The 21,071-nt window shown below is 64.5% G+C and carries 22 protein-coding genes and 1 tRNA gene; 20 read left to right on the plus strand and 3 right to left on the minus strand.

The genetic code is table 11. The features are described 5' to 3' along the window. The first annotated feature begins 176 nt into the window (after window positions 1–176). Window positions 177–254, plus strand: a tRNA-Arg gene (locus QM801_RS16385). Between the two features lie 55 nt (window positions 255–309). On the opposite strand, the gene QM801_RS16390 is transcribed toward QM801_RS16385, so the two are convergent. Then, the gene (locus QM801_RS16390; RefSeq protein ID WP_415020275.1) at window positions 310–1,158 is read right to left on the minus strand and encodes a MurR/RpiR family transcriptional regulator; all 849 of its coding nucleotides are present in this window, start codon (window positions 1,156–1,158) and stop codon (window positions 310–312) included. A gap of 107 nt (window positions 1,159–1,265) precedes the next feature. Between QM801_RS16390 and QM801_RS16395 the strand changes: the two genes are divergently transcribed. The 9 genes from QM801_RS16395 to QM801_RS16435 all read left to right on the plus strand — a co-directional run bounded on the left by QM801_RS16395 (window position 1,266) and on the right by QM801_RS16435 (window position 9,191). Then, window positions 1,266–2,003, plus strand: coding sequence for a 5-formyltetrahydrofolate cyclo-ligase (locus tag QM801_RS16395; protein ID WP_415020276.1), 738 nt, complete (start codon window positions 1,266–1,268; stop codon window positions 2,001–2,003). A gap of 32 nt (window positions 2,004–2,035) precedes the next feature. Further along, complete coding sequence (locus QM801_RS16400) at window positions 2,036–3,010, plus strand: ABC transporter substrate-binding protein (protein WP_415020277.1); 975 nt, start codon at window positions 2,036–2,038, stop codon at window positions 3,008–3,010. After that, the gene (locus tag QM801_RS16405; protein ID WP_415020278.1) at window positions 3,010–3,780 is read left to right on the plus strand and encodes an ABC transporter ATP-binding protein; all 771 of its coding nucleotides are present in this window, start codon (window positions 3,010–3,012) and stop codon (window positions 3,778–3,780) included. Before QM801_RS16400 ends, QM801_RS16405 begins: the two co-directional genes overlap by 1 nt. 3 nt (window positions 3,781–3,783) lie before the next feature. After that, window positions 3,784–5,349 carry an ABC transporter permease gene (locus QM801_RS16410; RefSeq protein ID WP_415020279.1) on the plus strand — a complete coding sequence of 522 codons (1,566 nt, stop codon included), beginning with the start codon at window positions 3,784–3,786 and terminating at the stop codon, window positions 5,347–5,349. 17 nt (window positions 5,350–5,366) lie between these two features. Further along, complete coding sequence (locus QM801_RS16415; RefSeq protein ID WP_415020280.1) at window positions 5,367–6,152, plus strand: hypothetical protein; 786 nt, start codon at window positions 5,367–5,369, stop codon at window positions 6,150–6,152. A gap of 62 nt (window positions 6,153–6,214) precedes the next feature. Continuing rightward, window positions 6,215–6,685: a tetratricopeptide repeat protein gene (locus QM801_RS16420; RefSeq protein WP_415020281.1), complete on the plus strand. Its 471-nt coding sequence runs from the start codon at window positions 6,215–6,217 to the stop codon at window positions 6,683–6,685. Next, entirely contained in the window at window positions 6,682–7,218 is a 537-nt protein-coding gene (locus tag QM801_RS16425; RefSeq protein ID WP_415020282.1) for a cytochrome b, read from the plus strand. Before QM801_RS16420 ends, QM801_RS16425 begins: the two co-directional genes overlap by 4 nt. A 206-nt stretch (window positions 7,219–7,424) precedes the next feature. Continuing rightward, window positions 7,425–8,489: a LacI family DNA-binding transcriptional regulator gene (locus QM801_RS16430; protein WP_415020283.1), complete on the plus strand. Its 1,065-nt coding sequence runs from the start codon at window positions 7,425–7,427 to the stop codon at window positions 8,487–8,489. A gap of 99 nt (window positions 8,490–8,588) precedes the next feature. After that, the gene (locus QM801_RS16435) at window positions 8,589–9,191 is read left to right on the plus strand and encodes a hypothetical protein (RefSeq protein WP_415020284.1); all 603 of its coding nucleotides are present in this window, start codon (window positions 8,589–8,591) and stop codon (window positions 9,189–9,191) included. 84 nt (window positions 9,192–9,275) lie between these two features. Here QM801_RS16435 and QM801_RS16440 read toward each other — a convergent pair whose 3' ends face one another. Next, complete coding sequence (locus tag QM801_RS16440) at window positions 9,276–10,565, minus strand: sugar-transfer associated ATP-grasp domain-containing protein (protein ID WP_415020285.1); 1,290 nt, start codon at window positions 10,563–10,565, stop codon at window positions 9,276–9,278. Window positions 10,566–10,764: 199 nt separating this feature from the next. On the opposite strand from QM801_RS16440, the gene QM801_RS16445 reads away from it, so the two are divergent. From QM801_RS16445 to QM801_RS16490, 10 genes are all read left to right on the plus strand, one after another. After that, window positions 10,765–11,442 carry a response regulator transcription factor gene (locus tag QM801_RS16445; protein ID WP_415020286.1) on the plus strand — a complete coding sequence of 226 codons (678 nt, stop codon included), beginning with the start codon at window positions 10,765–10,767 and terminating at the stop codon, window positions 11,440–11,442. Window positions 11,443–11,810: 368 nt separating this feature from the next. After that, window positions 11,811–12,863, plus strand: coding sequence for a sensor histidine kinase (locus QM801_RS16450; protein WP_415020287.1), 1,053 nt, complete (start codon window positions 11,811–11,813; stop codon window positions 12,861–12,863). A 237-nt stretch (window positions 12,864–13,100) separates the two neighbouring features. Beyond that, a complete protein-coding gene (locus QM801_RS16455) occupies window positions 13,101–13,775 on the plus strand; it encodes a thermostable hemolysin (protein ID WP_415020288.1) in 675 nt (224 codons plus the stop codon). After that, window positions 13,775–15,235: an AMP-binding protein gene (locus tag QM801_RS16460; protein ID WP_415020289.1), complete on the plus strand. Its 1,461-nt coding sequence runs from the start codon at window positions 13,775–13,777 to the stop codon at window positions 15,233–15,235. Before QM801_RS16455 ends, QM801_RS16460 begins: the two co-directional genes overlap by 1 nt. Continuing rightward, on the plus strand, window positions 15,232–15,903 hold the full coding sequence (locus tag QM801_RS16465) for a TenA family transcriptional regulator (protein WP_415020290.1): 672 nt from the start codon (window positions 15,232–15,234) through the stop codon (window positions 15,901–15,903). The genes QM801_RS16460 and QM801_RS16465 overlap by 4 nt, the downstream gene beginning before the upstream one ends. Next, entirely contained in the window at window positions 15,893–16,657 is a 765-nt protein-coding gene (locus QM801_RS16470) for an SDR family NAD(P)-dependent oxidoreductase (RefSeq protein WP_415020291.1), read from the plus strand. The genes QM801_RS16465 and QM801_RS16470 overlap by 11 nt, the downstream gene beginning before the upstream one ends. 19 nt (window positions 16,658–16,676) lie before the next feature. After that, entirely contained in the window at window positions 16,677–17,333 is a 657-nt protein-coding gene (locus tag QM801_RS16475; protein ID WP_415020292.1) for a tetratricopeptide repeat protein, read from the plus strand. Between the two features lie 34 nt (window positions 17,334–17,367). Then, complete coding sequence (locus tag QM801_RS16480) at window positions 17,368–18,003, plus strand: class I SAM-dependent methyltransferase (protein WP_415020293.1); 636 nt, start codon at window positions 17,368–17,370, stop codon at window positions 18,001–18,003. Between the two features lie 139 nt (window positions 18,004–18,142). Next, window positions 18,143–19,195, plus strand: coding sequence for a type III polyketide synthase (locus tag QM801_RS16485; RefSeq protein ID WP_415020294.1), 1,053 nt, complete (start codon window positions 18,143–18,145; stop codon window positions 19,193–19,195). Beyond that, window positions 19,192–19,701: an isoprenylcysteine carboxyl methyltransferase family protein gene (locus QM801_RS16490; RefSeq protein WP_415020295.1), complete on the plus strand. Its 510-nt coding sequence runs from the start codon at window positions 19,192–19,194 to the stop codon at window positions 19,699–19,701. The genes QM801_RS16485 and QM801_RS16490 overlap by 4 nt, the downstream gene beginning before the upstream one ends. On the opposite strand, the gene QM801_RS16495 is transcribed toward QM801_RS16490, so the two are convergent. Beyond that, window positions 19,686–21,023 (minus strand): PQQ-dependent sugar dehydrogenase, encoded by a 1,338-nt coding sequence (locus tag QM801_RS16495; protein WP_415020296.1) that lies wholly within the window; start codon window positions 21,021–21,023, stop codon window positions 19,686–19,688. The two genes, QM801_RS16490 and QM801_RS16495, sit on opposite strands and share 16 nt — an antisense overlap. Between the last annotated feature and the right edge of the window lie 48 nt (window positions 21,024–21,071).

The following is a 21,071-nucleotide window of genomic DNA, read 5'->3' on the forward strand; positions in this document are numbered from 1 at the left end:
ACTGATGCCCAACCCGGAAAGGCCGGTTTAAGCCCGGGATTTCCGGAGAAGCGTGGTTTGCAAAGCGTTAACTGGGAGGAGGAGAGGCGGCGGATGGGCGGCCGGACGCGGAAGTCGGGCCGCCTCCGGCAGGGTGATTGCGGGGCCCCCACCCCTCCGCTATAGACGGTGCCGAAGCACCCGTAGCTCAGCTGGATCAGAGCGCTGCCCTCCGAAGGCAGAGGTCACAGGTTCGAATCCTGTCGGGTGCGCCATTCCGTAGAACGTGTGCGGCAACACCCTGCTCTTCGGCAACGATCCCCGGCCCTACTACTCCGTATCATCAAGCTCTTCGTGGATTTCGGCGATGAGGTCGAGGCGTTCCGATGCCTGGTCGCCGGCCCGTTCGGCGAAGGCCACGGCGAGGAGGCGGATGGCGCTCGCAACCGACGTGTAGGATGGCCCCAGCCCGTGGCTGCTGACATGACAGGGCAAGACCACACGCGCATGTTTCTGGGCCCACACGAGGCTCGTCTGGTCGGTCAGGATGATGGTGTTCACGCGCGTCGTCTTCGCATACTCCAGGATCGGCCGGAGGATGCGCGGGCGCGGCTTCAGCGATATCACCACAAAGGCGTCACGCGGGCCCGTCATGGCCAGGTCTTCCGCCCAGGATGACTGGTTCAGGCCGATCTGTGTCACGTCATGGCGCAGGCGCGACATGAGGATGCGGCCATGGCGCGCGATGCCTTCCTCCGGACCAAGCCCGAGATACCAGACCTTCGGCGCCTCACGGATGATCTCGGCCGCCTGGCGCAGACGGTCAGAGCGCAGCTCCTCGAAGGTGCGTGTGAGGTTGGAGATCTCGAGATCGAGATGGGCGCCGATGGACTTGCCGAACTTGCTCTCGCTCTTCGCCGTCACCGAATAGCGGTAGGGCTCTGTGCGGTTTCTTTCCTCGCGGGATTGCTCGCGCACTTCGTTGAAATCCGCATAGCCCAGGCTGCGGAAGAGCCGCGCCGCCGTCGCCTTCGAGACATCGGCCATTTCCGCCATCTCGGTGGCCGAATAGGTGAGGATGTCGTCCTTGTGCTCAAGGATGAGGCGCGCAAGCTTCTGCTCTGCCGGAGACAGCTTGTCGAAGCGTTCCTGTATGCGCAGGCTGAGGCGGATGGACATGTCCTCTCAATAGCGGGCCTGCCCCCCAAGATTCCAGATGACAAGCCCCAGAAATTGTGAAACCATCGTTTCAATAACCTGAAACTGTGAAACAGTCGAGGCGTCTCTTGTCAACCTCCAAGATCATCCGCCAGCGCATTTGGTCGAAGCTTCAGGATGTCGCGAAGCCAGACACCCGCTTCCACCTCAACTTCAATGAAGTGATCCCGGATTTCGAAGGCTCCGAGAAAGCCACTGATCTCATCGTCGGCATGCCCGCCTACAAGAGCTGCAAGTACGCCTTCATCACCCCGGACAACTGCCTCGTCGACCTGCGCCGCAGGATGATCGAGGCCGGCATTCCCTTCGTGATGTCGACCTACGGCATCTATCGCGGCTTTCTTTACATCGAGCCCGGCATGGTGCCCAAGGGGGCCGAACTCTATGCCGCCTGGCTTGACGGCATGGAACACTTCGCGCGGCCGATCTCGCTCGCGGAGATCGCCCGGCGCGGGCGCTTCGACCTGATGGTCACCGGCGCATCGGCCGTCTCGCGCGATGGCGTGCGCTTCGGCAAGGGCCACGGGTTTTTCGATCTTGAATGGGGCATGTTCACGGAACTCGGCATCGTCGACGAGGCAACGCCCGTTGTCGCCATCGTCCATGACGTGCAGGTCGTCGAAGACAAGCTCCATCCGAGCGCCACCGACATTCTGGTGGACTACATCGCCACGCCAACCCGAAACATCGCGGTGGAGCGGCGCGCCAAACGGCCCCATGGCGTTAAATGGGAGTTGCTGGAGCCGGAACAGATTGCCGTCACCCCGCCGCTGCAGGAGCTGCGGCGGATGAAGGGCATTGGATAACTGACACCTCACTCTTCACAGGGATAGATCGCATGACATTCGCTCTCGACCGCCGCACCTTCCTCAAGATGGGCGCTGCCGCCACGGCCGCCACGCTCGCCTCCGGCCGCAGTGCCTTCGCCGCCTCGCCGCTCACCATGCAGGCCGCGTGGATCAACGATGCTGAGTTCACCGGCTATTTCGTCGCCATCGACAACGGATACTACAAGGCCGAGGGGCTCGATCTCACCTATCTGCCCGGCGGGCCGGACGTCATTCCGGAAGCCTCCATCATTGCCGGCAAGGCCGACCTTGCGCTCACCACGCCCGACACCACCGTGAAGGCGATTGTGGAGCAGGGCGCCAAGTTCAAGATTATCGGCACGCAATACCAGAAGAACCCCATCGGCATCGTCTCGCTCGCTTCGAAGCCGATCAAGACGCCGCAGGATCTCGTGGGCAAGACGCTGGCCGTGCCACCCGTTAACGTCATCTCGGTCGAGGCGATGCTGAAGCTGAACAAGATCGACAAGGCCCAGGTGAACATCGTGCCTTACGCCTACGACCCCACGCCCCTCATCAAGGGCGAGATCGATGCCTCGCTCGATTTCACCACCAACGTGCCCTACACCATCAAGCAGGCAGGCCCCGAGGCCACGTCATTCCTGCTCTATGACTTCGGCTTCACCATCTTCAACGACACGGTTGTGGTGACCGAAGACACGCTCAAGGCCAAGCGCAAGGAACTGGTGGCGTGGCTGCGCGCCAGCCGCAAGGGCTGGGAGGAAAACTTCAAGGACCCCAATGCCTATCCGCCCAAGTTTGCCGAGACGTGGTTCAAGGGCACCGGCCGCACGGTGGAGAACGAAGTCTTCTTCAACAATGCCCAGAAGCCCCTGATCGAAGCGGCAACCGGCATCTTCTCCATGAGCGATGAAGCGATCGAGAAGAACATCGCCGCACTGAGCGAGGTCGGCATCAAGGCCACCAAGGACATGTTCGACACGAGTCTGCTTGCCGAGGTCTGATGGCTGGCGACAGAAGCATCCGGTTCCAGCACGTCTCCAAGTCATTCGTCGCGCGCGGTGAACGCTTCACCGCGCTCGATGATGTTGCGCTGGCCTGCGAACCGGGTTCCTTCACGGCCCTCATCGGACCTTCCGGCTGCGGCAAGTCCACCCTGCTGCGTCTCGCTTTGGGCCTTGAGCAGCCGGACCGCGGCGAGATCAGCATCGGCGGCCTCGCGCCCAGGCAAGCCACCGCCAGTGGCGACACGGGCGTGGCCTTCCAGGACGCGGCCCTGTTGCCCTGGCGCAACGTGGAGGCCAACATCGCCCTGCCGCTTGACGTGCTGGGAAAGCCGCGCGGCCCCTTCGCCGCCCGCATACAGGAACTGATCGCGCTTGTCGGACTCAAGGGATTCGAAAAGGCGTTGCCGGGAGAACTCTCCGGCGGAATGCGGCAGCGGGCGTCGATTGCCCGCGCACTTGTCACGCATCCCGGCATCCTCTTTCTCGACGAACCCTTCGGCGCGCTCGACCAGATCCTGCGGCGGCAGATGAACATCGAACTGCAGCGCATCTGGTCGGAGAGCAAGGCCACGACCCTTCTCGTGACCCACGGCATCGATGAGGCCGTCTTCCTGGCGGACCGCATTGCCGTCATGCAAAGTCGCCCCGGGCGCATCACCAGCGTGATCGACGTGCCGTTCGCGCGGCCCCGCCGGAAGGAGCTCTTCACCGACCCGGCCTTCCATGCGCTCACGGACCGGGTGACAACCGCACTGCATGGCGCCTGAGCGATGATGCGCGCCCTCACCCGTGCCGTCTGGCTCCGCAACCTTCTTATCCTCTTGTGCGTGTGGGAGTTGGCGGGGCGCTTCCAGCTCGTGGCGTCGGGTGCCCTGCCTGCCCCGTCCGTCATCCTCCTCAAGCTCTGGGCTGACCGGGCCGACTACCCGCCCCATGTGCTGGCGACACTTCAGGCCAGCGTCCTCGGTTTTCTCGTCGGCAACGCCATCGCCATTGCGGCAGGCGTTCTCTTCGTCCTCTCTCCCCTGGCGCTCCGCCTGGCGCGCGGCTTCAACATCGCCATCTTCGCGCTTCCGCCCATCGCCATCTCTCCCGTCCTCGTCCTCACCCTCTCGGGCATGACGCCCCGCATCGTGCTTGCTGCACTCGGCTGCTATTTCACCACCATGACGGCCACTGTCCTCGGCCTCACGCAAGCCGATGCGCGCAGCCTCGATGTGGTGCGCGCCTATGGCGGCAGCCGCTGGGCAGAGATGCGGCTGGTGCAGTTGCGCAGCGCCTTGCCCGCCATCCTCAGCGGCTTCCGCATTGCCGCACCAAACGCCGTGCTTGGCGCCATCCTCGCGGAATTCGGCGGCGGCGGACGCTTTGGTCTCGGCACCTATCTTCTGGGCTCGCTCGGGCGCGCCGACCCGCCGCGCCTGTGGGGCATCGGCCTCACCGCAACGCTGATCGCGGGCCTCGCCTATGCCGCCTTTGCGCTCGCCGGCAACCGCATCATCGGTGAATCCCGGGCCGTCACCATTCCGGCCTCCGCGCCTGCGGCACCCGGCACACTTTCCGGCCCGCAGCGCATGCTGCTCGGCCTTGCCGCTGTTGCCATCCCGCTGTTGATCTGGTGGCTGCTGCTCAAGGGGCTGGGCGTGCCGGAGATGATCGCCAAGACGCCGGCCGGACTTGTCGATTACCTCTTCCTCGCGGGCAGCGCCGAGAGTGCGCAGTCCCGTCTTCTCACCGCCCTGATGGAGACGCTTCCCATCACGCTTGTGGGACTGTTGGCCGGCCTGTGCTTCGCCTTTCTGCTGGCGCTGCTTGTTGACGTGGCGCCCGCCGTGGGGCGAAGCCTCATGCCGGTTGCGCTCGTCACGCAGACCATGCCGCTCGTCGCCCTGACGCCGCTCCTTGTGCTGCTGCTTGGGCGCGGCACCGCGGTCACCCTGTGGATCACCATCTCGGTCACCTTCTTCCCGTCCTTCGTGACGATTGCGCAGGGCATCCTGATGGTGCCCCGCTCCGCCCTCGAGGTGCCGCGTGCCTATGGTGCGGGCAAGCTGCAGGAACTGCGGCTCGTCGCCATTCCGGCCTCCCTGCCCTATTTGTTCGCGGCCTTGCGCCTTGCCGTGCCACGCGCCCTGCTGGGTGTAATGATCGCGGAATGGCTGGCGACCGGAAAGGGCCTGGGCAATCTGCTCAACCAGAGCCGCGGCTATCTCGACTACGGCATGATCTGGAGCGTGGCCGTGACAGCTGTTATCATCGCTGTCGTCTTCTACCAGATGGTGATCTTCACGGAGCGGCGTGTCCTCCGCCGTCTGGGCATGTCCACGGTGGAATAATGGTGATGAGATGTTCCGTGTTTCGCAGCGCCGCCGCCGTGCTCGCGGCCCTTGCGCTGACCGGGCCTTGTGACATCACCGCCACGCACGCCGCCCAAACACCCATCGCACCCACACGGCTGGAAGCCTGGCTTGCGCCTGCCCCCGCGGACCACGGCACATTCATCGTTACACGCAACGTGCTTCTTGGCGCCGTCGCCTTCAATTCACCCTATCTCTACGGTGGCGCCGCGCTGCACGACAACATCACCTGCGTGGCGTGCCACGGTGCCGATGGCCCGTCGGGGCCTGCCCTGAGGCTCACATTCGACACGCCCATCCCCGATCTGCTCACCAAGGACTGGGAGCACGACAACCGCAGGCCCGCCATGCCGGAAGGCTTCATCAGCACGGCGATCGTGCACGAGTTTGCGGGGCCACCGCCCGGCGAGCGGATGGTGAAAGCCATGGGCGCCTATCTGCGCGGGATCGAACAGGCGCGACGCTTGAAGACCCATGTCCGCTTCGATGCGGCCATGACCGCCGGCCTCGCCCTTGCGCTGATCCGCGACGGGCTCTCCCGCAACACGCCCGATGACCTCGATTTTCTGGTCGACACCGCGCGCTTCGCGCTCGGGCAGGCCGATGCCGAAGCGACTGCAGGCCCGCACCCCGATTTCAAGGGCATGAACCGGCGGCTGAAGACTCTGGGCGAACAGGTCACCGACACTCCGCCGGACGGCATGGCGGCGCTCGATCAGGCACTTCTCGCCATGCAAAAGGACCTGCTTCCGGGCCGGACCATCACGCTCAAAGATCCATGATTGTGCCCGCTGCGGTTGTTTGCCAGACTGCCGTCCGTGGTGTCAGTCCGGGAACATCAGAGATGACCGCAGTCAGATGGTGCGCGCTTGCCTTTTTCCTTGCCGCGGGCACAAGCCTGCCGGCCCGTGCCGATACCTACGGCCACGTGCAAGGGGCCTCCGACAAGAGCGAGAATGTCATTGCTGCCGAGGGGTTCATGGCCGACGGGAAGTGGGACAAGGCCGTGCCGCTGCTTGAAGCCCGCAATGCCGGCTATCCCGACGAGGTCGAAACCCTCGCCGATCTCGGCCACGCCTATGTCATGACCGGCGACATCGAGCTCGGCATCGAGAAGTTGAAGGTGGCGCTCGAATTCGATCCGAAACATCTCGAGGCCAATCTTTATCTGGGAGAGGCCTACCTGATGCAGAAGGATTTGCCGGATGCGGAAGCCCGTCTCAGCCAGCTGGATGAACTCTGCTTCTTCGGCTGCGGCGCCTACAGCCAGTTGAAGAAGGACATCGCCGCCTACAAGGCAGCCGCCACGCAATGACCGCGCCGGAGCCGGCCCCGGTGTTCCTCTGGCGCGATGGCCCGGATCACTACGGCCGCGCCTCGCGGCTTCTGCACTGGACCACCGTCCTCCTGATCATCCTCTCCTTCACCCTGGCCTGGACCTGGTTCCTGCCCGGCCGCGGGCCTTTGCAGAACGAGATGGTCGATGTGCACCGGATGATCGGCATCACCGTGCTGCTGCTGTCACTCCTGCGCATCGTGCGGCGCCTGTGGGGCAGGCCGCACACCCTGCGGCACGATCCCCTGTGGATCCGCATCGCAGCCCGTCTCACGCAGTTTGCGCTGCTCTCCTTGCTCGTGCTCATTCCTCTCTGCGGCTGGGCCTATACCAACGCGGGCGGCTTCGACGTGCACATCTTCTCCATCACACTGCCGCATCTGGTGCCGCGTGATCATTATCTGGAAGAGCTCACGGTGGAGCTGCACGAAACACTCGCGACAGTGCTGCTCGTTCTCGTCGGCTTGCACTCTCTTGGTGCCGTGCGCCACTGGCTGAAGGCACGCACATGAGATCGTTTTCGCTGCGCAACGCATGGCGCCAATACTGCACCTGAGCCAGATTGAGACGCTTGAACATACTTCAGTAACTCTCTGCGCGCCGTTGGATCGAGACAATAAGTCGTAATAACAATGGCTTAAGCAATTGCTTATTCCTTTTGGATCGATCCAATCCCCGTGGTATAGTACCGCCCGAGATTGCAACTTCCGGATGGCGCATGGCAGTTCGCTTGATCGACGTGGCGCGTGCCGCAAACGTATCCCGCAGCACGGCCTCCAATGTTTTCACGAATCCCGAACGCGTCCGCCCGCAGCTTCGTGCGCAGGTGGAGGCGGCGGCGAAGGCTTTGGGCTATGCGGGGCCCGATCCCAAGGGCCGCCTGCTGCGCGCGGGCAAAGTGAATGCGGTGGGCGTCGTGGTTCCCGGCCAATGGGGTGTCGCCGACACGCTGCGCAGTCCTGTCTTCGTGCAGTTCCTGCAGGGCGTGGCCAAGGCCTGTGATAAGGCGGGGGCCAGCATCGTGCTGCTCCCCGATGCGCCCGGCATCAGCGGCGTCGCCTCGGCCGTGGTCGACGGCTTCATCTTCGGCCGCATCGGTCAGATGGAACAGCTGCAAGGAGCCCGCCGCCGCAAGCTCCCCTTCGCGGTGGTCGATTTCAATGCCGGGCCGGAGGTCAACGCCGTGCTGATCGATGCCCATGCCGGTGCAAAGGCGGCGGTGAAGCATCTCCTCGATCTTGGGCATCGCCGCTTCGGCTTCATCTCCTTCATCCGTGGCAGCGGGCCCACCCACCTCATCGCACCGGGTCCAGGCCGCGATCTCTCGAAGGTCGGCCTGCAGATCGACCAAGAGAAGCTGCGGGGTGCCGCCGAAGCGCTGGAGGAGGCAGGCCTCAGTCTCGACAGCATGCCGATCCTGAACGCCCAGCCATGGGACGACTCGGCCGCCGGTCTCATTCTGGATGAGGCGCCGCAGGTGACCGCCATCTTTGCCTTTTCGGCGATGCAGGCCATTGCGGTGATCCGGGAGGCGAAGCAGCGGGAGATCCGTGTGCCGGCCGACCTCTCGGTGGTGGGCTACAACGACATTCCCGCCGCCGCCCAGTGCAACCCGCCGCTCACGACACTCGATTCCCAGCCCGTTGAAAAGGGACGCATCGCGGCGGAGTTCGTGCTGGCGGGGGAACGCGGACGCCAGCAGTATCTGGCGCCCCGCTTCATCGTGCGTCAATCGACGGGGCCTGCCCCCTTGAGCACGCTCCGGCGCACCCTCCGGGTCTGACGGGTTCATCCGTCCACGGATTAACCAGCCCCGCAACCTCTTGGTATCATGGCAAGTCTCTTGCACGAGCTCCTGCAGATGGAACGGCAGGAGCTCCAAATGGGCGACAAATCGATCAAGGGCGGTTCTGAAACCGCAAATGTTAATGTTAACGGCGGCCAGAAGCCGGCCGGAAAGGGTCAATCCGGGACACCTGCCGCAGGGCAGACCCGGGCCGACGAAATCCTGGCACAGCTGCAGTCGCACCTGTTCGACGAGATCCACCAGCAGACCGAGGCACAATATGCAGCCCTCGACGAGGCGCTGCGGGCGCGCTCCAGCGATCATGCCCGCCGCCTCCAGTCCCTCAAGGGCAATCTCGAGGCCCTCGCCGACACCCATGGCCGGATCCGCACAGCCTGGTCCTCCATGGGAAACACCATGGCGGAAATGGCCGACAGGCTGGGCGATGACGTCCGCAACAGCACGATCCAGTCGAACAAGGTGACGGAGAACGTTCTTTCGGAAGCGGATGCGACAAGCGAGGCCTTCCTCAAGCATGTCAGCAGCCAGATGGGACGCACCGCTGCCCAGTCTGAAGCGGCACTCGCCGAACTCGCGGCCCAGGCCGAGCAGCTCATCAACGAAGCGCAAGGCCTTGCCGACGAACTTCTCTATTCCACCATCCGCGCCGTGGAGGACCGCAAGGAACGCCGCCGCTAAGAAGGCCGCAAGGCAATCACCGGAGATCCGTGGACGACGGCTGGCCGTCACAACCCATCCACAGACCTCCGGCGATCATCATCCTCAGGCCTTTTCCCCGCCGCGCCGCTGCCGTGCCAGCGCCTCGAGGTGGTAGCTGAGGAGTTCTCCGAAACGTGTTTCCGATGCGGGGACATGTTGCACACGCTGCAGGAACATAACATCGAAATTGGAATTGCCTTCCAGGACGACGGGCCCATCAGGCGTCACCGCAATGTCCCATCCCACCACCACGCGATGGGGAAGAGCCCCATGGAGCTTCAGCGCGAGAGCCTTCACAGCGTCCCATTCGGGCAGGACACGCCCGGCGATGACGCGTCCTGTTGCAGGGTGAACGGCACTCCGGAAAGGTGAACTCTTCATGTCGTCGCCCGCCAACATGCCGAGCACGCCGGTCTCGAGCTGGATGGGGGTTGCATATTCTCCATCGGGAAGATCGCTGCGGTCGCGCTCCAGCACGGCCAGCAGGCGCAGCATGGCAAGGCACACTTCCGGCTCGTCACGCTCGTTGCGGCAGGTGATGACACGGACGGTGAGGAGGGAGTCGCGCGCCATGTCTGCGATGGCCGGGTGATTGGTGAGCCGCCGTTGCACCAGCATGGTGGTGCCCATGCCCTGCAGGGCCTTCTCCACTCCGGCCAAGGTGATCACCTCGCCCGCCTCGTTGATGAACTGGTCCGGGCCTGCCGCACGGAACACGGCCGTGCCCTTGGCGCCGAGTCCCTTCTGCGGCTTGCAGAACAGATCATGGGTGATCTCTTCGCGCGGAAGGAACCATTCGCAGGTGCCGGGCGAAATCCGCGCCAGCGTGCGGGCATGCGGCAGGCCTTGCGTGGTACAGAACTCCGCGAAGAAGTCCTTGTCGTTCAGTTCGTGGCGCTGGAAGGGCGAGGGCCGCGCCCGGTTGAGGCTTGCGAAGAGACCGTTCTTGGTCTCGAAGCGGGTGAGATACCCCTTCACCAGCGGCATGCGCGCCGTCTCGTAGAGTTCCTGCGCGTAATAGGAGGGCGGATCGACCCGTTGCTGGAACCACAGCCGCAGCATCTCTGCAGCCTGGACGATGAGCGGCTTCCCGGTCACCCGCCTCGCCGGCAGCCCCGCCACCGGCAGGAGATAGACCATCGCCAGCAGGGCGATGGCATGCTGGAACGGACGGTAGCGGGCGACCCGCCACGGCGGATAGCGCGGGGTACGAAAGAGGTTGAGCTCGTCAAAGAGGCGCCTGGCCTTTTCGCCGGTCGCCTCCGCCGCGCGCATACTGCGGCCCGCGCCTGTATCGGAGGAGAGAGCGCCGGTAAGTGGCGGAAGGGGTGGCAGCTTGGCGGAGAGTTTCATGATGGGCTCGCTTCCCCATCACATCACCACGCCGGTCCGCGCCCACTGTGGTCTTCAGCATACCCTTTTGTAAGAACGCCTTTCCTTACAGAAAGGTAATCCGGCGCTGCCGCTCCGCTTCCGCAAGTTGGCCACAGTTTGCAGGCCTAAGTTGTTGACCGGCGACGTTGCCGGACTTGCATGCGGGGCCGTTCCGGAGATGAAGATACTCGTGATCGAAGACGATCTGCGCATGCAGGCGTATGTGGCGGAGGGTCTTCGGCAGAACAATCACGTCGTGGTCGAAGCAACGACCGGCAGGGATGGCCTGTTGCTGGCCTCCGACGGCGATTTCGACGCCCTGATCATCGACCGCATGCTTCCGGGCTATGACGGATTGACCATCGTCAAGATGCTGCGGGCTGCCGGCATACAGACACCCGCGATCTTCCTCACCACCATGGACGGCATCGATGACCGCGTCGAAGGCCTCAATGCCGGCGCCGACGATTATCTGGTGAAGCCCTTTGCCTTTGCCGAGCTGAACGCGCGTCTCCAGGCGCTTTCGCGCCGTCCTCCGATCAATGGCGTGAAGACGGTCCTGCAGGTGGGCGACCTCGAGATGAATCTCATCCGCCGCACCGTGACGCGGGCCGGCAAGACCATCGAGCTTCAGCCGCAGGAGTTCCGGCTCCTCGAGTATCTCATGCGCAGCGACGGGCGCGTTGTCACCCGCAGCATGCTGCTGGAGAACGTCTGGGATTTCCATTTCGATCCGCAGACCAGCATCGTCGAAACACACATCAGCCGCCTGCGCGGCAAGATCGACCGCGGCTTCGGCCAGGACTTGCTGAAGACGATCCGCGGTGCCGGCTATTGCCTGCGCGCCCATGACTAGTTTCTTCAAGACGGCCAGCTTCCGGCTGACAGCCTGGCATGTCACCATCCTCGCCGCGGGCTTCATCATCGTCCTGAGTTTTGCCTATGTGGCGCTCACCTCGGCGCTGCGCGACCAGTTTCGCGCGGAGGTGCTGGAAGAGCTTCAGTCGACCGCGGAAGAAGCCGCCCGTAATACGGGTCCGGCAGCCATCCGGGATATCAACGACCGGGCAAAGTCGGGTCAGGACTATGGCCTCTACTATCTGCTCACCGACCAGACCGGGGCGCGGCTGGCGGGCGATCTTCACGACATCGCGCGAACACCCGACTGGCAGCAGTACATGTTGCAGGACGTCGCCACCTCGCAGCCCGGCAGCGAAGACGACGATGACCACCAGATTCTGGGGTCAGGGCCGGATCCTCGCCGACGGCCGCTTTCTGTTCGTCGGTCAGGATGCCTACCGCGTGCTGGACACGCAGGAGGCCATCTTCGCCACCTTCATGTGGTCCTCGGTTCTGGCGCTGGCCCTCTCGATCGTGATGGGCATGTCGTTCAGCCGCGGCTTTCTCGGGCGGATCAACGCCATCAACCGCACCAGCAAGCTGATCATGGCGGGAAAACTGAAGGCGCGCATTCCGGTGCGCGGCAAGGAAGACGAGATCGACCAGCTCTCCATCAATCTCAACCGGCTGTTCGACAGCAACCAGCAGCTTCTCGAGTCGCTGAAGGAAGTGACGACGAACATCGCCCATGACCTGCGCAGCCCGCTGAGCCGCCTGCGCCAGGGCCTTGAGGGCGCGCGCGCCGGAACGGAAGACGCAAAGGCCTATGGCGCCGCCATCGATGCTGCGATCACCGAAACCGAACAGATCCTCGGCACCTTCACGGCGCTCCTCCGCATCTCGCAGATCGGCAGCGGCAGCCGCAAGTCGGGCTTCCAGGCGACGGACATGAGCGACATCGTCCAGCGCCTGATCACGGCCTACGCCCCCGTCGCGGAAGACCAGCGGAAGACCCTCGTGGGCGACGTCGGTGCCGGCGTGATGCTCAACGGCGACGGCGAACTGCTTCTGCAGGCGGCGGCCAATCTCGTCGAAAACGCCATCAAGCATACGCCCGAACACGCGAAGATCGCGGTGACGCTCAGCGAGGAGCAGGGTGTCGTCCGCCTCACCGTGGCCGACAGTGGTCCCGGCATTCCCCCGGACATGCGGGACAAGGTGCTCGAACGCTTTTTCCGGCTGGAGCGCAGCCGCTCGACGCCCGGCAACGGCCTCGGGCTCGCGCTTGTTGCGGCGGTGGCCGAGCTTCATGGCGCCAGCCTGGTCCTCGCCGACAACACGCCCGGCCTCAGGATCAGCATGATCTTTCCCGCTGCCGCTAACCTCTCGGAGGTATTTGCGCAGGCATCGCCGCCCGCAATCCCGGCGGAGACGTGACGGCGAGCTTAGCAAAATTTAATAAAGCGCGAATCTCCCCGGGAAACGCGGGTTTTCAATGGTGCATCGGAGATGCATCGACGAAGTTGTCTTTTTCGTCAGGTGGCTGTCAGCATTCCGGCACGATTGAGTGACCATCGTGATCTTTGCAAACGGCGACAGGCGACACAGATGCTGGCTTTGGCACAGACCAATCATTGGTTGATTGAAGACCTCTTTTCATTTCCGGTTCAGCGTTTGCTTGAGGCGGGGAAGGCAGCGGGCACGGCGTCATCCGATGCCTTGCAGGTCAGGCTTCTGACGGCGGACGACAAGGACCGCCGGGCAGCGCAGGATCTCATCGCGCGCCGCTATGAAGAGCAGTTCGGCGTGCGGATCGTGCCCGACTATCCGCAGTTTCTCACGCTTCAGAGCGGCACCGGCGGCCTCCTGTCGGCCGTCGGCATCCGCCGTGCCGCCGATGCGCCCCTCTTTCTCGAGCAGTATCTCGACCAGCCGGTGGAAGACGTGCTCGCGGGTGCTGGGTTGGGGCGTCACCCGCGCAGTGCGATCGTGGAGCTTGGCAGCCTTGCGTCTCTCAGCAATCGCGCCTCCCTCTACCTGATTGCCGCCATGGCGGCCTACATGCAACAAAAGGGCTTTGCGGTTGCCACCGTCACGGGCACGCGGCGCCTGCGCCGCATCTTCAGCCTCTTCGACCTCGATCTCTCCACCCTCGCAGCGGCGCGTGCCGAGCGGCTGACGGGCCCCACCCGCAACTGGGGCAGCTACTACGATGATGACCCGCAGGTGCTGGCAGCCCCGGTCGCGCATTGCTTTGAAGCCGCAGTGCTGAACGCCACGGCCCTCAATGTCTCGAAGAGAAGCGGCGTCCTCGACAGCATCGTGGCGCAGGTGAAGGAGCTCGCCTGATGTCCGCCGTGCTGGAGGCCATCGCCCGCAAGGTAGCCCCGGAGGGGTCGCACATCGCCCTTTCCGATGGCAGCTCCGCCCTTTCCTATGCCGAACTCCACGCGGCCATCCTGCAAACGGCGGAGGCCATCGGACGCCGCTGCCCGGGATCGCAACCCGTGGCCTCGCTCCTCGACAACTCTCCGGCCTGGATCATCCTCGACCTTGCCCTGTTGCACCTCGGCCGGGTGCATGTGCCGCTGCCGCTGTTCTTCTCGGAGGAGCAGCGCCGCCATGCCCTTTCGTCGGCAGGCGTGGGGCATCTGCTCGTGGCAGCGGGCCCTGCGGCCACGGTCGTAACGGTGGCCGGCATCAATCTCTCGGTGGTTCCGCTTCCGGCGCCCGCCGTTTCCCTGCCCAAGGGTACCGCCAAGATCACCTACACGTCCGGCTCCACCGGCGAGCCCAAGGGCGTCTGCCTCTCGCAGGAGATGCTGGAAGAGACAGCACAATCGATCTGCACCGTGGTGGGGGCGCAACATGCAACGCGCCACGTGGCGGTGCTGCCACTCGCCGTGTTGCTGGAGAATGTCGCCGGGCTTTATGCCGTCCTGCTCGCAGGCGGCACCTATGTCGCGCCGTCGCTCGCAAGCCTCGGCTTTGCCAAACCCTTCACGCCGGATTTTCTGCAGATGGCAGAGGCGCTCCGCGCCCTGAAGGCGAGCAGCGCCATCCTCGTGCCGGAGCTGCTGCGTGGCCTCGTGATGGCGCTTCGCCTCTCGCAGCAGCGGCTCCCGGACATGCGATTCCTCGCCGTGGGTGGTGCCGCCGTGCCGCAGAGCCTGCTGGCGCAAGCTGGGGAAACGGGACTGCCCATCTACGAAGGTTATGGCCTCAGTGAAGCGGGCTCGGTCGTCACCCTCAACCGTCCCGGAAAGGCCTCACCCGGACGGGCCGGGCATTTCCTGCCGCACGTCTCCGCAGTCATCGCTGCCGATGGCGAGCTTCTCATCGAACATCCCGTCTTCCTCGGCTATGTGGGTGGCGGACGGCCACCCTCCGTTCTCGCCACGGGCGACCTTGTCGACTGCGACGAAACCGGCGCAGTGAGTATCATCGGCCGCACCTCCAATCTGATCATCACCAGCTATGGCCGCAACATCTCGCCGGAATGGATCGAGCGCGAACTGAGCGGGCAGCCGGTGATCCGTCAGGCCCTCGTCCATGGCGATGGCGCCGCCGGATTGTCCGCCCTCATCGTGCCCATGAGCGAGACGGTGACCGACGAGATGATCGCCGCCGCCATTGCCACCGCCAATGCCCGTCTTCCGGAATATGCGCGCCTTCTTCACTGGCGCCGCACCGCACCCTTCACGGTGCAGAACGGATTGGCCACCGCCAACGGCCGCATGAAGCGGCACGCCATCCATGCCGACCATGGCATCGGACCTCTTTCAAGGACGCAGGAGCTTTCAGCATGACATTCTTCCAACGCCTGGCCCAGGAGACGGCCGGTGAGCGCGCCTATCTCATGGCGACGCCGCAGATCACCGACGGTCTCAAGGGCAATATCTCGCTTGCTACCTATCTCGCCTATCTGCAGGAGGCCTACCATCACGTGAAGCACACCGTGCCGCTGATGGAAGCCTGCAAGGCCAGGCTCGCGCCCCGCCAGCAGTGGCTCATTCCCGCCCTCGACGAATATGTCGAAGAAGAGAAGGGTCACGAGCTGTGGATCCTCGAGGACATCGAGGCCGCCGGCGGCAACGCCGCGCTTGCCAAGGCAGCACCGCCGCGCTTCGCCACGGAATTCATGGTCTCCTATGTCTACGATTACATCGCCCGCTTCAATCCCGTGGGCTTCTTCGGCATGGTCTTCGTGCTGGAAGGCACAAGCACGCAACTGGCCACCCAGGGCGCCGAAGCCATCCAGAAATCCCTGAAGCTCGGCGACGACTGCTTCCACTACCTCACCTCCCACGGCTCGCTCGACCTCGAGCACATGAAGTTCTTCGAAAGCCTGATGAACAGGATCGAGAGCAAGGAAGACCAGGACGCGATCATCCATGTGGCGCGGCGCGTCTTCGTGCTCTTCGCCAACATGTTCCGCGCCATTCCCCACAAGGAGCACCTGAGCCATGCCGCTTGACGGCAAGCGCATCGTGGTGACGGGTGGAACGGGCGGCGTCGGACAGCCCCTCGTGCAGGGCCTTCTCTCGCGCGGCGCACATGTGACCCTTCTCGGGCGGACGCCGCCACCCGATGCACCACGGCTTGCCCATGTGCCCGCCGACTTTGCGACGGAGCGCGGCCTCATCGCCGCAGCAGACGCCTTGTCCTCGCTCCGCGCCGACAGCCTGGTTCATCTTGCGGGCGAACAATACTTCGGCCTGTTCGACCAGCAGGCGCCGGCCGACATCCTACGCAGCTACCACATCAACCTTGCCGCACCCGCCCTCCTCAGCCGCGCCGTGCTGCCCGGCATGAAGGCGCGCGGCAGTGGCCACATCATTTTTGCAGGCTCGGTGTTCGGGTCCATACCCTTTGCCCACTTCGCCGCTTACTCGAGCGCCAAGGCGGGACTCGCTGCGCTGGCGCTGGCACTCAGCCGGGAAAATGCAGGCTCCGGCGTGTCCTTCACCTGCGCCGTGCCGCGCGCCATCCGCACCGCCATGGCCTCGGAACGGATCCGCAAGTTCGCCTCTGTCGCCGGCTTCAAGTTCGACGATCCGCAGGCGGTGGCCAACCGGCTGCTCGCCATCATCGAAAGCGGGCGTGGCGACATGGGTCCCGGCTTTCCGGAATCCCTTTTCATGCGCCTGCACGGCATCGCCCCGTCGCTGGTCACCGCCGGTGTCAGGGGCACCAACGCCAAGGCGCGGCAGCTTCTCTCATCGGAATGACATTCACGGAGTTATCGTCATGCGGAAACATCTCGCAATCCTGCTGGCCTGCGGCGCACTGGCGCTTGCGGCCACGCCGTCCTGGTCCTCCAACGATCCCGCCATGGACAAGGACGTGCTCGACATCGCGCTGAAGTGGGAACACATCAAGTTCGAGGAGAACGGCGCGCCCAACCAGTTCGACGACATCGATGCACTGGCCAAGGAAGCAGGCGCGCTCGTTCAGAAATATCCGGGCCGGGTGGAGCCGCTCATCTGGCAGGGCATCACCACCAGCGAAGAAGCGGGCATGGCCAGCATGCTGCATGCCATGGGCTATGCCAAGGCGGCCAAGGCCATTCTCGAACAGGCACTGGCGCAGGATCCGTCCGCACTTTCGGCCGGCGCGCCCACCAGCCTCGGCGTGCTCTATTACCGCGTTCCCGGTTTCCCCATCGGCTTCGGCGACAAGAAGAAGGCCCGCACCCTTCTCGAAGAGGCGGTGAAGCTTGCCCCCGACGGCATGGATGCGAATTATTTCTATGCCGACTTCCTGGTGACGCAGGAGGAATATGCGGCGGCCCGGCTCGTCCTGAAGCATGCGCTTTCACTGCCCGTCGATCCCAACCGCCCCCTGTGGGACCGTCACCGCCGCGGCGTGATGCGGGAACTGCTGGCCAAGGCCGAAAGCAACTGAGCAGTCTGCGGTGACACAGGCGCTCTGGGAGGCGATGGGATCGCAACTCCGGAATCCGCGCGGACCTTGGGGCAGCGTGACCGGGCGGATCATGCGGCTGGTGAACGCCCGGGTGAATGCGCTTGCGGTGAACGCTCTTGCTGCTGCGCCCGGAGAGCATGTGATCGAGATCGGCTGCGGCCCGGGCCACGCCCTGAAGCTCGTGCTCGCGGCACATCCGCAGGTGACGGCAGCAGGCCTCGACCATTCGCCCGTGATGATCGCCCAGGCGGCCAGCCTGAACAGCGGGCCGCTCGCCGCAGGGCACCTCACGTTGCAGGTGGGAGACTTCAGCGCCATGCCGTTCCCCGACGCCGGCGCCGATGCGGTGCTTGCGGTGAACGTCGCCTATTTCATGCGCGATGGCCGGGCCCTCGACGACGTGTGGCGGGTGCTGAAGCCGGGGGGCCGGCTGGTGCTCTATGCCACCCACCGCCACTCCATGCAGAACTGGCGCTTTGCCGGGGAGCACAGCCACCGCACCTTCGATGAAGAGGATCTGCGCGCGCTCCTCTCCGAGGCCGGTTTCGCCCCGGCCGAGATCCGTTCCGTCGATGCTGGGCTTGGCGTGAAGGGCCTGATCGCCGTGGGACGCCGCAAGGATTCTCACAACCGCATCACCCCGTTGTGATGCCCCGCAAGCGTTGCGTTCCGGTAGCATCGGGTTCAGTCCCGGGTTGCTGATCCGGGGCGCAGATCAATACGTTACCTGTTCTCCCGCCCTCTCCCAGACCCCTCCGCACACCGGCTGCGGAGAAAGGATGTTTCCGATGTCAATTCCCGTGAAGCTGCTTTCCGTCGCCACGGCCGTGCCCCCGTACAAGACCAGCCAGCGCGATGCCGCCATGGCGGCGCACCAGCACTTCAGCGCCCGCTTCGCCGATTTCGAGCGGCTCGCCGCAGTGTTCGAAACCTCCGGCATCCTCACCCGCCATCTGGTGCGGCCGCTTGACTGGTACGTGCAGCCCATGGGTTGGGCCGAGCGCAACAGCGTCTACCTGCAAGGCGCCTGCGATCTCTTCGTGGCCGCCGCCAGCAAGGCCCTCGATGGCGCAGGGATCAAGGCGGCAGACGTCGACACCATCGTCACCGTCTCGTCGACCGGGCTTGCCACGCCGAGCATCGAGGCGCAGGTGGGGGCACGCATGGGTTTCAAGACCGGGGTTGAGCGCGTACCGGTGTTTGGTCTCGGCTGTGCGGGCGGCGTCTCGGGCCTCTCCATCGCCTCGCGCCTCGCCAAGGCGCGTCCCGGCAGCACCGTGCTGCTCGTCGCCGTCGAACTCTGTTCCATCGCCTTCCGCCTTGACAAGCTCACCAAGGAGAACATCGTCGCCACCGCGCTCTTCAGCGATGGGGCGGCGGCTGTCGTGGTGCGCGCCGGAGAGGGCGGAGAAGCGGCCATCGAAATGTCCGGCCAATACACCTGGCCCGATACCATCGACATCATGGGCTGGAGCGTAGATGATCCTGGGCTTGGCGTGATCTTCGACCGCGCCATTCCGCCCTTCGCCGAAGCCAACATCGCGCCCGCATTGCAGGCGATCCTCGCCACGGCGAATTTGTCCCTCACGGACATCGACCGCTTCGTCTGCCATCCGGGCGGTGCCAAGGTGATCACGGCGCTCGAGCGCGCCCTCACGCTCAACCAGGGCACCCTCGAACATGAACGCGCGGTGCTGGCCGACTTCGGCAACATGTCTGCCCCCACCGCTCTCTTTGTTCTTGAGCGAACGCTGAAGACGGGACTGGAGGGACGCAACCTCCTCACCGCCATGGGCCCCGGCTTCACCGCAAGCTGCGTCTCACTGCAGAGGGCGGCATGACCTTCGCCATGCTGCTGCTCGCCCTTGTGACGCTCAGCCGGGCGGGGGAGTTGCTGCTGGCGCGGCGCAATACGGCACGCCTCCTCGCGCGCGGCGCCGTCGAGGTGGGAGCCGCGCATTATCCCGCCATCGTCGCGCTGCATGCGGCCTGGCTTCTGGCACTGTGGATCTACGGCGCCTTCCAACCCGTCAATCTCGTCTGGCTTGCAGTCTTTCTCGTGTTGCAGGCGGGGCGCATCTGGACACTCGCCACGCTTGGCGCTCGCTGGACCACGCGCATTCTCGTCGTACCGGGGGAGACGCTGGTGCGGCGCGGGCCCTACCGCTTCGTCTCGCACCCCAACTACATGATCGTGGTGGGCGAGATTCCGGTGCTGCCGCTGGCCTTGTCACTGCCTCTCGTGGCGCTCGTCTTCACCGTGCTGAATGCGCTCGTTCTCACCGTGCGCATCCGCACGGAGCAACGCGCGCTGCAGCAAGTCTCGACAGCTCACGGCGCCTTGTAGGTTACGCGCCAGATCGTGCCGTTGCCGTCCTCACTCACCAGCAGCGAACCATCCTTGGCGACGGCAACACCTACCGGGCGGCCCCACACCTCTTCTTCACCCAGCACGAAGCCGGTCATGAAGTCGATATACGCGCCGGTCGGCTTGCCGTTCTCGAAGGGAAGCCGAACAACCTTGTAGCCGGTGCGCCCGCCGCGGTTCCACGAGCCGTGCATGGTGACGAAGGCGCTGCCCTTCATCTCCGCCGGGAACATGCTGCCTTCATAGAAGGCGATGCCGAGCGGAGCGGAATGCGCCTGCATGACGACGTCGGGCACCGTCACCTTGTCGGCGAGGTCCGGGCGCTTGCTGGTGGTGCGCGTGTCTTCATGCTGGCCAATGTAGAACCAGGGCCAGCCATAGAAGGCGCCATCCTTCACCTCGGTTGCATATTCGAACGGCGTGTTGGGGCCGAGACCATCGCGCTCATTCACCACGCACCACGGCTTCTCCGTATCGGGATTGAGCGTGAGGCCGGCACAGTTGCGCAAGCCGGTTGCATAGATTTTCCGATTCTTGCCGTCGGGATCATAGGTGAGCACGTCAGCGCGGCCCTCTTCCGTATCCCACGTGGCGCCGAGGCCATTCTCCTTGTCCCAGGAGGCCGCATCCTTGCCGCCCATGGGCTGGGGCGACATGTCGAGCGCGATGTTCGAGCCTGAGCCGACGCTGAGATAGAAGCGCTTGCCGTCCGGCGCGAAGACGATGTCGCGGGTCCAGTGATGCGTGGACGGAATCTTGTCGACGATCACCTCCGGCTTCGCCGTGGTTTTCAGTTCGCCCTCCTTGTAGGGAACGCGCACCACGCTGTCGGTGTTGGCGATGTAGACGTAGGTGGGCTTGTCGTTTGGCGGATAGAAGGCAATGCCATAGGGCTGGTTCAGGCCTTCAATGAAGATGCCGGAGTCGGCCACGCGGCCGTTGTCATCAAAGCGGTAGATGCGGATCTGGTTCGCCATGCTGTCGGCGACGAAGAGATCGCCGTTGGGCGCAATCCGCATGGCGCGCGGGCTCTCGATGTCACGCGCGATCAGTTCGGCCTGGAAGCCGGGCGGCAGCTTGGGCTGCACATGGTCGGGCCGCGCCACGACGGCAGCGGGGTTTGTCTGGTCCTCCTGCTCCTGCGCAGCCGGCAGATCGGAGGGCATGATCTTGCGGATCGTTCCGGGCGCATCGTCCTTCCAGCTTCCGAAGGCCTCCTTGCCCGTCTTGGTGGCATCGACGGCGAGTGCGGGCGCAACGAGAAACGTGCACAGCACAAACGGAATGGTCAGAGAGCGCATTGGATAGCCTCCGGCAGAAGAGTGATATCGGTCTCTAACGTGCCGGCT

This window comes from Aestuariivirga sp. (assembly GCF_047600585.1).
In the GTDB taxonomy this organism is placed as follows: domain Bacteria; phylum Pseudomonadota; class Alphaproteobacteria; order Rhizobiales; family Aestuariivirgaceae; genus Aestuariivirga.